General features: G+C 45.4%; 13 protein-coding genes. 3 read left to right on the forward strand and 10 right to left on the reverse strand.

Features of this window, described 5'->3' with window-relative positions:
* Nucleotides 1-219 precede the first annotated feature (219 nt).
* Nucleotides 220-1,101, forward strand: coding sequence for an AEC family transporter (locus AB4375_RS17245; RefSeq protein ID WP_372052112.1), 882 nt, complete (start codon nucleotides 220-222; stop codon nucleotides 1,099-1,101).
* Here AB4375_RS17245 and AB4375_RS17250 read toward each other — a convergent pair.
* The 10 genes from AB4375_RS17250 to puuE form a co-directional block, all read right to left on the reverse strand.
* On the reverse strand, nucleotides 1,098-1,622 hold the full coding sequence (locus AB4375_RS17250; RefSeq protein WP_372052113.1) for a hypothetical protein: 525 nt from the start codon (nucleotides 1,620-1,622) through the stop codon (nucleotides 1,098-1,100). The genes AB4375_RS17245 and AB4375_RS17250 overlap by 4 nt on opposite strands.
* Before the next feature lie 267 nt (nucleotides 1,623-1,889).
* Nucleotides 1,890-2,363, reverse strand: coding sequence for a GrpB family protein (locus tag AB4375_RS17255; protein ID WP_372052114.1), 474 nt, complete (start codon nucleotides 2,361-2,363; stop codon nucleotides 1,890-1,892).
* 16 nt (nucleotides 2,364-2,379) lie between these two features.
* On the reverse strand, nucleotides 2,380-2,619 hold the full coding sequence (locus AB4375_RS17260) for a hypothetical protein (RefSeq protein ID WP_372052116.1): 240 nt from the start codon (nucleotides 2,617-2,619) through the stop codon (nucleotides 2,380-2,382).
* Between the two features lie 96 nt (nucleotides 2,620-2,715).
* The gene (locus AB4375_RS17265) at nucleotides 2,716-3,312 is read right to left on the reverse strand and encodes a DJ-1/PfpI family protein (protein WP_372052117.1); all 597 of its coding nucleotides are present in this window, start codon (nucleotides 3,310-3,312) and stop codon (nucleotides 2,716-2,718) included.
* An 83-nt stretch (nucleotides 3,313-3,395) separates the two neighbouring features.
* Nucleotides 3,396-4,382 carry an ATP-binding protein gene (locus AB4375_RS17270; RefSeq protein WP_102496160.1) on the reverse strand — a complete coding sequence of 329 codons (987 nt, stop codon included), beginning with the start codon at nucleotides 4,380-4,382 and terminating at the stop codon, nucleotides 3,396-3,398.
* A 292-nt stretch (nucleotides 4,383-4,674) separates the two neighbouring features.
* Complete coding sequence (locus AB4375_RS17275; protein ID WP_372052118.1) at nucleotides 4,675-5,994, reverse strand: urate hydroxylase PuuD; 1,320 nt, start codon at nucleotides 5,992-5,994, stop codon at nucleotides 4,675-4,677.
* 14 nt (nucleotides 5,995-6,008) lie between these two features.
* The gene (locus AB4375_RS17280) at nucleotides 6,009-6,569 is read right to left on the reverse strand and encodes an ureidoglycolate lyase (protein ID WP_017061598.1); all 561 of its coding nucleotides are present in this window, start codon (nucleotides 6,567-6,569) and stop codon (nucleotides 6,009-6,011) included.
* 14 nt (nucleotides 6,570-6,583) lie between these two features.
* The gene (alc, locus tag AB4375_RS17285) at nucleotides 6,584-7,570 is read right to left on the reverse strand and encodes an allantoicase (RefSeq protein WP_017069066.1); all 987 of its coding nucleotides are present in this window, start codon (nucleotides 7,568-7,570) and stop codon (nucleotides 6,584-6,586) included.
* A gap of 123 nt (nucleotides 7,571-7,693) precedes the next feature.
* Nucleotides 7,694-8,209 carry a 2-oxo-4-hydroxy-4-carboxy-5-ureidoimidazoline decarboxylase gene (uraD, locus tag AB4375_RS17290; RefSeq protein WP_371724933.1) on the reverse strand — a complete coding sequence of 172 codons (516 nt, stop codon included), beginning with the start codon at nucleotides 8,207-8,209 and terminating at the stop codon, nucleotides 7,694-7,696.
* 22 nt (nucleotides 8,210-8,231) lie between these two features.
* Nucleotides 8,232-9,170, reverse strand: coding sequence for an allantoinase PuuE (puuE, locus tag AB4375_RS17295; protein ID WP_372052120.1), 939 nt, complete (start codon nucleotides 9,168-9,170; stop codon nucleotides 8,232-8,234).
* 425 nt (nucleotides 9,171-9,595) lie between these two features.
* Between puuE and uraH the strand changes: the two genes are divergently transcribed.
* Nucleotides 9,596-9,949, forward strand: coding sequence for a hydroxyisourate hydrolase (gene uraH, locus AB4375_RS17300; RefSeq protein WP_372052121.1), 354 nt, complete (start codon nucleotides 9,596-9,598; stop codon nucleotides 9,947-9,949).
* A 254-nt stretch (nucleotides 9,950-10,203) separates the two neighbouring features.
* Nucleotides 10,204-11,547, forward strand: coding sequence for an NCS2 family permease (locus AB4375_RS17305; RefSeq protein WP_372052123.1), 1,344 nt, complete (start codon nucleotides 10,204-10,206; stop codon nucleotides 11,545-11,547).
* The last annotated feature ends 86 nt before the right edge of the window (nucleotides 11,548-11,633 follow it).

An 11,633-nucleotide genomic window follows, 5' to 3' on the forward strand; every position in this document is an offset into this window, starting at 1 on the left:
CTAGCCTTGAAAGACCAGTTGCTGATGCCACTGGTCTTTTTTGTGCTTCATTCAAAGAAATATAAATTAACCGTTCACAAACAACGATCTTCGGTGACGCCAAGTCATTATATTGATAGGTTAATGTTTATACATATCGACTTCATACTTCACTTTAGCGTCTCTCTAAAACATTCGTTTCTCAGCTAAATGGAAGCACTCAATCTAGAAAGGAATTCTATGTTCGAACAGGTCGTCAGCATTCTGTTTCCCGTTTTTGCTTTAGCCAGTGCTGGCTTTGCGGTGGGTCGTTGGCTCAAGCCCGATTTCAAACCGATCAATCGCATCAACATGGATGTGTGTATTCCTGCGCTAGTGTTTGCCTCGCTGACCACCATGCCTCTCGACACCGAACAACTGCCACTCATCACCGCCTCTTTGGTCGCGGTGTTGGTGCCCGCTTTATTGATGATACCAATCTGTAAGATCTTTAAGCTCAACTTCAAAGCTTGGGCGCCGCCACATATGTTCCGCAACAGTGGCAACCTGGCCATTCCCCTGTTCACCTATACCTTTGGTGAGAGTGCATTAGCCCCTGCGGTATTGCTGTTTGTGGTATCGGCATGCGTGCACATTAGTGTCGGTTTAGCGCTACTAAGCGAAGGTAATCCGATCAAACAGATCCTCAAGATGCCGATATTCTTAGCCGCAGCATTAGCGATGACGCTCAACCTGTCTGGCATTGCAGTATGGAATCCAATCTACGAAGCAACATCGCTACTCGGCCAAGCAGCCGTGCCCATCATGCTGTTGTCGTTGGGTTCGCAAATGGTGAACTTGAAGCTAAGCGGACTCAAAGTTGGCTTGCTGTGTACGGCTCAATCGCTGTTTACTGGTGCCATCGCCTTCGCCATCATCTACTTCTTTATCCCGCTGCCAACGCTGCACCTACAAATGATGGTGCTGTTCACCATGCTGCCACCTGCCGTGATGAACTACCTGTTTGCAGAAAGGTTCAATGTCGAGCCTCCCAAGGTCGCATCTATGGTGTTGTTCGGCAACTTCCTGAGTGTGGTGACTTTACCTATCTTGCTGTCATTCGCGCTGTCTTTGTCGAGTTAATTTTTTACGCACTTATCCAGTTTAAGCTCTGCCGTCACTTTAGTAAGGCGCAGCGCTATTGCAAAGCAGACTAAGTAAGGGCTCACATACCAGAAGATACTTTCTAACGGTTGCTTCACCTGCGCTTCTCTGGTTTTTATGTATTGGTTTTTCTGCTTCTCATACTGACTCAGCATGCCACTCACCCACACGGCATCACTTTCCACCAGCGAGACACTAGGCGCAGGAACCGTAAAATCCGATGCATTGGGTAACAAGGTGAAATCGACATCTTTGAACGTGATCGCCGTATTCAAATACCACAAACACGCTTCATGATGCTGAGCCTGGTTATCTAAAGATGGTTGACCTGTGCAGATATCACTTCTCAGCTTATCCAAAGAAAACTGCTGAACCGATTCTAGAATCACCACTGCTCTGGTTTGTTCTGTTTCAACCCAGTCACCCGCCACTTTCGCACGAATCTCAGACACCGCACCCAACATCCCAATACCCGCTAAGAACGGCCATAAATAATCCATGAGCTTCCACTTTCGTCGGCTCAAGTTGAACCCACACCAAATCGGAAGATGAAAAAGGAGCGTTAGCCCAAGCGATAGCAAAACGAAATTCAAGGAGCTAGAGAGCATGAGTTCGCTATCAAAGAAGTTCTTCATAATGAGAGACTTGCCTGTGTAACAAAGAGAAATTTGATACTAGGTTCGATATTTGAAAAGAGTGTAAGAGGAAAGTAAAAACAGCACAAAAAGTTTGGATTTGGATGAATAATATCCAATCGAAACTTGTCGTTATTTCAAAGCCAGCACATGCTCGATAAAAGTCGACTTCTTTTCACGGTACTCTTCTTGCGGCCAACCTTCGCAAGACATTTTGAGGGTGTTGTATTGCTGAACTAATTCCGGATTCGCACGTAGCTTGTCACGAAACCTTAGAAAGCATTCGAACTCAGAACCGTTGGCGACCACTTGCAACGCCACATCATCAGCGGATGTAGATTCCAACATACACAGTTCGGGTGTTCTTAACGTATCGAGTTTCTCTGTAAAGGCGAGTGTTGTGAGTCTCTCTATTACATCCTCAAGTTCGCCAAGCTCAACACCTACGAAGATATCCAAATCGCCTTTAGACACGGCAAAAGGAATAGAAGATGCGCCTACATGCTCAACTCTCGCATTAGGGATTAGCTTTTTGATGTCACGTTCGTATCGGATAAACAGCTCGTTGCAAGCCGCTTGGTATTGTTCCGCGGGGTAAAATTTCATATATCCTCATTCCGAATCACAAACTATTGAACACACCAATTGCTAACAGAAGCAACACGATGCTAATAGCTCCGATATAAGAGATTCTGGTTCGCTCTTTTTCAGTTGGAATCAATGGGGGGAAGCGCCCTAGTGTGAATGCTTTACAGACTATCCAACCAGCTCCGTAACCAATAAACTCAATCAAGATCGACTGAAACAGGTACCTAAAGAATGAGCTCAATGCCCTAAAATACGCGACTATCAAGTCTTCCATTTTTTGTCCTAATTAAAGTCAATTTGGACAAAAAATGCCATGGGTAGATATTCATATCAAGAACCTTATACAGGACTGCGCACGCAATGAATCAGTTTAAACGTAAGTACTTACTATCGACATGCAATGATTCACAGAGCCTTCTTTCTCACCAACAGGCGCAACATAGTGAATTGCAGCTTCGGCATGTTCTTGGTCTGCGAGTTTACTGATAACCCATGCAGCTAAGTATTTAGACGACAAACAGCCACCCGCTGTAGCAATGTTACCTTCCGCATAAAACGGCTGGTCCAACACGTTCACACCGGATTCAATTACCCATGGCTTCGTTGTTAAATCAGTACAGGCTGGGACTTGATTCAGTAGCCCCAATACCGACATTAACAAAGTCCCAGAGCATTGACCGCCAATTAATTGTACTTGTGGGTTAAGGCTTAACCTTGAAAGTAATTTAGCGTCTTGGGCGATATCGCGGGTCAACATGCCACTACCAAACAACACCGCATCAGCAGTATTCGCGAACTCTAAAGGCTGTTGAGATTTAATTGTGACTCCATTCATTGAAGTCACTGATTCTGTAGGGCTAGTAATTTGCACATTCCAGCCAAACTCTTTCATTCGGTTCAAAATGCCCGAGGCGATGAAAGAATCCAGCTCATTGAATCCATCAAAAGTTAGTACGGCAATATCCATATTTTTCTTTTCCCACTTCGTTGTATTGATATCGATTACTTCACGAAAAGCAGCTATACCCTAGATTTACTTTTAACACAGAGCTAAGCCATTTTAGACATTCCAGAAGCCTTGGCTTTGATACCATAAGTATTGGCTTCTTGCTCTCCAGTATGGATTATATCATCAAGAATTCCCGAGAATTGGCTGGGAGCCTTATTAAGTCTCAAACCGATATATGTGCCATCAAAGTTGAGCTTTTGCTCATTAATGATGTTTCCTTGAGACACCAATTTTGCGGAGCCACTACCTAACATAAACCACCCGAATGATGAAACAAGCTGCTCTAACACATAAAGCCCAAAACCTGAGTTATCATAAACATTGTCGGTATCAGCAATCTTTGTAGTGCTTGATATGCCAGGCTTAATCGCCATTCTTAGTGCAGATAGTTCAGAATCAATCATAAATGATCGTTCTAATGAAGAGGATATACCAACTCCTTCATCAATGACTGCGACTTCCACTCTACCATCCGCCCAACGTTGTCCACACAAATAACACTCTTCAGCTGTTGAATGCTCAAATACATTGCGAACAATTTCTCTCAAAGCGTAGTGATAGAGTTTATTTTCTTCATTGTAACTTTTTGTTCCTGATAGCAAATTAGCAAAGCGTCTTGTTTGAGATATAATTTCATCGTACCACTCTTGAACATCTTGAGTTTTGGAGTCAAACGATGGCTTATATATTTTGGTTATAGGTAAATACGTCATTGAGCCAAGAGCTTGTCCCACATTATTCCCTTCACCCATACCAATGAACTGAAAAAAGCCTAAATGACGTAAATAGCAATGAACATTCTTATTACTGTCATGACCTTTCTTTTTAGTAATTAAACCTAATTCACGTCTGTATTTGATCCACGCTCTCATTTTTGAGCCAGCAATTAACATCCCACTAGGGTAAGAAAAATTCAATGTTGAGCAATCTATACAAACCTCCGGTTCATTTAGGCTTTGTTCAAGTTGGTAAAAAAATTCATACAAGGTGTCTCGTCCAAGCTGGCTCGGAAAATAAATAGTCTTCATTTATTAATACACTCGATAACTAAAAGGCTCTTGTTTACGCTTTTAAATGAAGGTGTCGAACTATATTTGAGCTGAGCACCGCCAACAAAATTGCTGTCAAGAACTCTAAACCACATATGCACCTAGAGTCACCAACTGAATGATAAATCTGCATTTCCTTTGTCCAAAAACAAAAAGCCCCGGTTATAGGAACCGGGGAAACAGGGTGGGATGAGTTTGGCGCGTGCCCGTAAACCAAACTCTCCCCAAGCCTCACCTAAGACTCATGCTCTTAGGTAAAGGATTTACATCATTATTGAAGCGTAGCGCCTTGCTCTACCCAAGTGCCGATGAGTGCGCGTTCTTCGTCGGTCATTTGAGTCATGTTGCCGAGCGGCATCACCTTGGTTGTTACGGTTTGAGCAACAATCCTTGGGACGTTGGCTTTAATCTCTTCAGGGGTATCAAACATCACACCGGCTGGCGCAGCAGCAAAAGCGGCGTGGCTCGGGGTTGATGAATGACACACAGAACAGCGCTCTTGAATGACTTTGTTAATGGTTTCAAAGCTTACACCTGCGCTCGCCGTTTGCATAGCATGGTCAGCAGACACTGTTTGAGAGTCTGTCGCCGTTGAAGCCGTATTGCTTGAAGCGAGCTCTTCAGTCGCCGATTCCGTCGTGCTGACTTGCACTTCTTGAACCACAGGTGCTTGCACAACCGGGGTCATCTGTTTTTTCGCGTAAGGTGAGGTAACAAACGCGAGAGTAATCATACCCAATGCCGCTACTGGCACTGTCCATGCGAACTTCTGACTGCCATGACGGGTATTGAAGTAGTGACGAACCAATATACTGAAGATTGCTAGGCCAGCAAGGATCAGCCAGTTGTATTCCGAGCCGTAAGTGCTTGGGAAGTGGTTACTGATCATGATGAACAGCACTGGCAGTGTCATGTAGTTATTGTGACGAGAGCGCAGTAGACCTTTCGCAGGTAGTGCCGGATCCGGTTCGCGTTTCTCTTCAATCGCTTTCACCAAGTTACGCTGCGCAGGCATGATGACGCGGAATACGTTACCCACCATGATGGTACCGATAATGGCACCCACGTGGATATAAGCACCACGGCCACTGAACACTTGGGTTAGGCCATAGGTCGCTGCAACGAGCAGCACAAACAGCACAACGCCAAGCAATACAGGGGTTTTTCCTAATGGCGAGTCACACAGTAAGTCGTAGATAAACCAACCAGCAACGAATGAACCAATACCAATTGCGATTGCCGTTGTTGAATCAAGGCCAGAGCCCGGTGCAATCAGGTAGATTTCTGCGTTGAGGTAATAAACCACACCCAGTAGACACACGCCGGTGATCCACGTGAAGTAGGCTTCCCATTTAAACCAGTGCAGGTGCTCTGGCATCTCTGGTGGCGCAAGTTTGTACTTCTCTAGGTGATAAATACCACCGCCGTGAATTGCCCATAAGTCGCCTGAAAGGCCAGTTTTTGGGTTTACTCGGTTAAGGTTGTTCTCTAACCAAACAAAGTAAAATGATGCGCCTATCCATGCAACACCAACAATCATGTGAGCCCAGCGTATTGCTAAGTTCAACCATTCTGTAATATGCGGATCCATAATAAACTCCTGTATCACAACGCTTTAGCTAAGCGTTGCTCTTCCTTGTTGTCTTCCGTTGGCATATCTTCCAAATGCAATGCCACTAGGTCGTTCTCAAAATAAACTTCATCACAGTTATGTCCTTCTCCGCCTCTATCGACGATCAAGAACTGGTCTTGATCGGTGAGGGCGAGCACTGGGTGATGCCACACCCCTTTGTGATAGTTCACTCCTTGACGACCGTTGCTCAAGAAAGCTCGGCTATTGGCTAATGTTGGATCGTCGCCTTTTGGCGCAACAACAATTAAATAGGGTTGACCAAGTAATGGAATGAATGCCTGAGAGCCAAGTGGATGACGCTCTAACATTTTGATGGTCAGTGGGTAGCTCAACGGTGTGGCTTGGAAGATGCTGATGATGGCTTCTCCATCTTGGTCTTGCACATCCGTTGTCGCTAGCTTGTGGTAGCGACGTGTTGATCCACTATTGATCATGAAGAAATCACTATTATCGGACTCGATAACATCGCCAAACTCTGCAAAAGCCTGCTTGGTTAACGGTTCGATAGATAAACGACGTATTCCATTACTCATACTCATTTCCTTACCTATTTCGCTTTCGTACCAAACAGACGCAAACGGCTGATACCACCATCTGGGAATATGTTTGCACGTACGTGGGTAATCGCACCAAGGTCGTTTACCTCAGAAATGAATTCGTGAATCTCATGCGCTTGCAGCTTTTGTGCTGGCAAGAGTTCACGCCAAAATAGGCTTTGTGTTTCCACTTGGTCGTCGGTGCCACCTTTCACGTAAGCCGCTTGGATTGAGCAGCTGTCTGGGTAGTTACCTTTGAAGTGTGCCGTATCCACAACGATACGTTCGATATTACCTGGGTGGCCTAATGCCACGATTACCCAATCGTTACCCGGTGTGCGACGACGTGCTGTTTCCCAGCCATCACCCATGTTTTCACCACGGCCTGGGCCTAAGATGTTGGCTTTGTTACCGTAGTGCTCATCGCTACATGCGAGTGCTCGGCCACCGTGTTCAACGGCTGCTAGGTCAACTTGTTGCTGAGAATCTATTGCGTCCCAATCCACGCTTGGTCGGCCATAAACACGTAGACGTGCGACACCGCCGTCTGGGTAGATGTTCAAACGTAGGTGCGTAAATACTTGGTCACTTTCGATGTCTTCAAGATGATGATGATCACCCTGTAGTGCCATTGAAGGCAGAATTTCTTGCCACTCTGTTGAATCTGTTGGCTCACCTTGTGGTGAATAACACGCGTCGATTGATGCCGAAGGTGGGAAGTTACCTGTGAAGAATGAGGTATCAATATCAACGCCAGCAATGGTGCCAGCTAGGCCAAGGCGAACGACACAGTAGTCGTAACCTTCGCCGCGTTTGCGTCTGCTTTCCCAGCCGTCCATCCACTTGCCGTTGTCGTCATATAAGTCGTCTTTCCACTCTGGCGCTGCGTGGCTGAGTAGACGGCTTTTATCTGCGAAAAAATCGTCGGTTGCGAAGATAGCTTCTGCGCCGAGTTTTTCGTCTGCAAGGTTTATGTACTGTTCAAATTTATGGGTCATGTCCGTGTAATCCTATGAAATTAATCAAGTAATAATAAAATGAGAACTTAGTGGCTTATGTTTTTACAAATCAAACCTTTAACGCACTAAGACTGGGCTGAGATAGCTGTTAACTCCGTTAACTTACATATCCCAGAGACGAAACATCGCGATCTTGTTGATCTCTTGAATCGCCGTAGCAAACTCAGTTTCACTATCATTTCCTAATCGCATCTCGAACGACTCAAGAATTTGGTAACGATTGGCTCCCTTCACCGCCATGATAAAAGGGAAATTGAAGCGACTTTTGTAGCTGTTGTTGTAAGAAGTGAATTTTTCAAATTCTTCGGCGCTGCACTGGTCGATGCCCGCCCCCGCTTGTTCTTTGGTCGACGACTCGGTGAGTTCGCCGTTTACTGCTGCTCTGCCCGCTAAATCTGGGTGAGCATTGATCAAAGCCAACTGTTTGCCTTGGTCGGCATTTAACAAGGTTGATGCCATTTTTAGATGAAGATTCTCGATATGATCATCTTCGGCATTCAAACCTTGGTCATACACCACTTCTGCAACCCACGGGCTGTGTTCGTAAACATCAGCAAAGTGAGCGACAAAGGTATCGCGGTCCATGGTTGTTGGTTGGCATGATCGAAATTCAGTCACGTTAAGCCTCCTTGCTTCACTGCTACTTTTGCTGTTGATGATTAGCGTTATTTGGTTGATATGGATGATGTTGGTGCCAGTGGTTGGCGATATCGATTCGACGACATAACCACACGCTGTCGTGCTGTTTTACGTAATCTAAGAAACGTCTTAATGCAGCAATACGACCGGGGCGACCAATCAGACGACAATGCAACCCAACCGACATCATTTTCGGTGCGGTTTCGCCTTCCATATAAAGGGTATCAAACGTGTCTTTTAGGTATTGGAAGAACTGCTCACCAGAGTTAAAGCCTTGCGCCGTTGAAAAACGCATGTCGTTCACATCAAGTGTGTAAGGGATCACCAATTGCGGATGACCAGTCTCGGTGTGCCAATAAGGCAGGTCATCATCATAGGCATCTGAGTCGTAAAGAAAACCGCCTTCTTCTGCGACTAAGCGACGCGTATTTGGACCTGTTCGACCTGTGTACCAACCTTGTGGGCGCTGACCCGTCACTTGTTGGATAACCTCAATCGCTTTGGTCATATGGTCGCGCTCTTCAGACTCATCAATATATTGATAGTCTATCCAGCGATAACCGTGGCTACAGATTTCGTGACCCGCTTCGACCATGACTTTGGCAACCTCTGGGTGACGCTCAATCGCCATTGCAACCGCAAAGACGGTCAGTGGGATTTCATATTCATCGAACAAGCGAAGAACACGCCACACACCCGCACGGCTACCATATTCATAGATGGACTCCATGCTCATGTGACGTTCGCCTTTGATCGGCTGTGCTGACGGGATCTCTGAAAGAAAAGCTTCAGACTCGTCGTCTCCATGTAACAAACAACGCTCACCGCCCTCTTCATAGTTCAATACAAAAGAAACCGCGACGCGCGCATTACCTGGCCATTGAGGGTTTGGAGGATTAGCTCCGTAACCGATCAAATTTCTTGAATAATCCTTATTCATCCAAGTACTCCTAACATAAGTGGTTGGCTTAGCCGCTCTTTAGCTGGTTCATCAATATGATTCTTCTATTGGTGATTCCGCTATTGGTTATTTCAAAACCGAGTAACCTTACCCCTGTACATTTATTGTATACAATTATTTATCTCAATGTAAAGATTTTGTTATTCAAGTTAAATTTCGTTACTTTTGTAATTTAAAAACAATAACTTAACAAATCACAACCTCACCAAAAAACGATAATCAGGATCTATAAAGCCAGAAAAAAAGACACAATAGTTAACATTTTTTCAACAATTCGCTTTACTAATTGTGTACAGTTCGTACATAGTTAGTGATAACAAAGTGACCAGTTGCACTCTTTGCAAGGTCGAAACAGACAGATAAACCACGGAACAGAGGAGCGCCAAAAGCGCTATTAAAGGACTATGGGAAGATTAACAACACACGTATTAGACACCACACACGGCTTGCCTGGCGCAGAGATCAAGGTAGAGCTTTATAAGGTAAACGAAGACTCAACAGAAAAGCTGGCGACCGTGCTCACCAACTCCGATGGCCGAACCGATGCGCCGATTCTGGCTGGGAATGAATTCCGACCGGGAAAATATCAATTGGTATTCTATGTAGCCGACTACTACAAAAACAAAGGTGTGGAATTGGATGGCGTGCCTTTCCTAGACGATGTGGTTATTCGCGTCGGCTTGGATGATCCCGATGCGCACTACCACGTTCCGCTTTTAGTCTCACCATACAGTTTCTCGACTTATCGGGGCAGTTAGTCCCGTGACCTAGAACTTCGAACTAGGCTCAACCGACAAATATTAAACAGATTAGTGCGTGATGTGTGCATCCCAAAAGGTGTGCACTCACTAAACACGCTCATATAAAAATACTAATAACGTTATTAGTTAGAGAGTTGATGACTAATCAACTGATAGCTAAAGAAATAGCGGCTAGGAAAAAACCTTAAAACTTAATATTGAAATCTCGCTGTATTCAATAAATGGATCACAACATAAAAGGACTTGCTGACATGAGTGAGAGTAAAACAGAAATACTCAACCAAGATGCGAATAACGGAATTTTAGAGAAACTCTTTAAAATTAAGGCACACGGAAGCAGTGTGAAAAATGAGTTGGTCGGCGGTGTCACCACCTTCGCAACCATGGCTTACATTATCTTCGTTAACCCACAAATTATGGCCGCATCGGGTATGGATGCAGGAGCGGTATTCGTCGCAACCTGTATTGGTGCAGCTATCGGTTGTTTGTTAATGGGGTTATTTGCGAACTGGCCTGTCGGCCTTGCACCGGGCATGGGCTTGAATGCCTTCTTCTCGTTCACTGTAGTAAGCGAAATGGGCTACAGCTGGGAAGTGGCACTGGGTGCGGTGTTTATCTCAGGTATCTTGTTTGTCGGGATGAGTTTCTACAAAGTCCGCCAATGGATCATTGAAAGTATCCCTGTGAGTTTACGTTACTCCATGACTGCGGGCGTTGGTTTGTTCTTAGGTCTAATTGGCTTAAAAACAGCGGGTATCGTCGTCGAAAACCCAGCAACTTTGGTTTCATTGGGTGACTTCACGAAACCAGAAGCTCTGCTTGCTGCGATTGCATTCTTGATCATTGCGGTTCTGAGTGAGCGTAAAGTGTTTGGCGCGGTGCTTATCGGTATTTTGAGTGTAACGCTAGTCGGCATGATGCTTGGCCTAGTTCACTACGATGGCTTCTTCGCTGCACCACCAAGCCTAGCTCCTACCTTTATGGCAATGGATATCGCAGGCGCACTGAACGTATCGATGATCAGCGTTATCTTGGCTTTCCTTTTTGTAAACATGTTTGACACAGCCGGTACGTTGATGGGTGTGGCTGAGCGTGCAAATCTGACCAATCCTGAAACGGGTAAGATTGAAGGCCTGAGCAAAGCACTGAAAGCAGACAGTATTTCAAGCGTGGCAGGTGCGTGTGTGGGTTGTCCACCAGTAACCAGTTATGTAGAGAGTGCAGCCGGTGTTGCAGCAGGCGCACGTACTGGCCTTTCAGCAATAGTGGTTGGCGTATTGTTCTTAGCGGCAATTTTCCTATCACCGCTTGCTGGCATGATCCCCGCTTACGCAACCTCTGGCGCGTTAATTTACGTAGCGTTCGTGATGATGAGCAGCATGCAGCACGTTGATTGGAAAGACTTCACCAACGGTGCTCCCGCAGCCATTACAGCGTTAATGATGCCTCTGACCTTCTCTATCGCGAATGGTATCGCACTGGGTTTCATTACCTACACAGTGCTGAAACTGGCGACAGGTAAAACAAAAGACGTCTCGATTTCGATGTACTTCTTAGCGGCTATTTTTGTCGCGAAGCTCGTGTTCATCGGTTAATCACCCAACGTAACTATCGCTTGGCTTGTTCGCAGGCCGAGCTATCAAGACACATGCTAGAACAACATTTTTAAGAAAGCTAATTG

Source organism: Vibrio sp. 10N.261.51.C6 (genome assembly GCF_041471785.1).
Classification (GTDB): domain Bacteria; phylum Pseudomonadota; class Gammaproteobacteria; order Enterobacterales; family Vibrionaceae; genus Vibrio; species Vibrio crassostreae_C.